Source organism: Peribacillus sp. SIMBA_075, from assembly GCF_046534585.1.
In genome coordinates this window covers 1-258 of record NZ_JAWRYN010000982.1, presented here as the reverse complement: position 1 = coordinate 258, position 258 = coordinate 1, and the positions used below count along the sequence as shown (strand labels likewise).

General features: G+C 56.6%; 1 protein-coding gene. It reads left to right on the top strand.

Going from position 1 to position 258, the window contains the following annotated elements:
• Nucleotides 1-258, top strand: a 258-nt coding sequence (locus SB775_RS31210) for a TIGR00366 family protein (RefSeq protein WP_410865156.1), incomplete at both ends; no start/stop codon positions are given.

Genomic DNA, 258 nt, shown 5'->3' with positions numbered 1-258 from the left:
ATGGTGGCGTTCTGGGGTGAGGGCTTCTGGGCGCTTTTGGCGTTCTCGATGCAGATGGTGCTCGTACTTGTCACAGGCTTTGTGTTGGCGAGCAGCCCGATTTTTAAAAAGGGGCTCGGTAAGCTTGCGAGTTTTGCGAAGTCTCCGGGCAGTGCTATTTTGTGGGTGACGATTGTGTCGCTTGCGGCGAGCTGGATCAACTGGGGCTTCGGCTTGGTCATCGGGGCTTTGTTCGCGAAAGAGTTGGCGAAGCGCGTC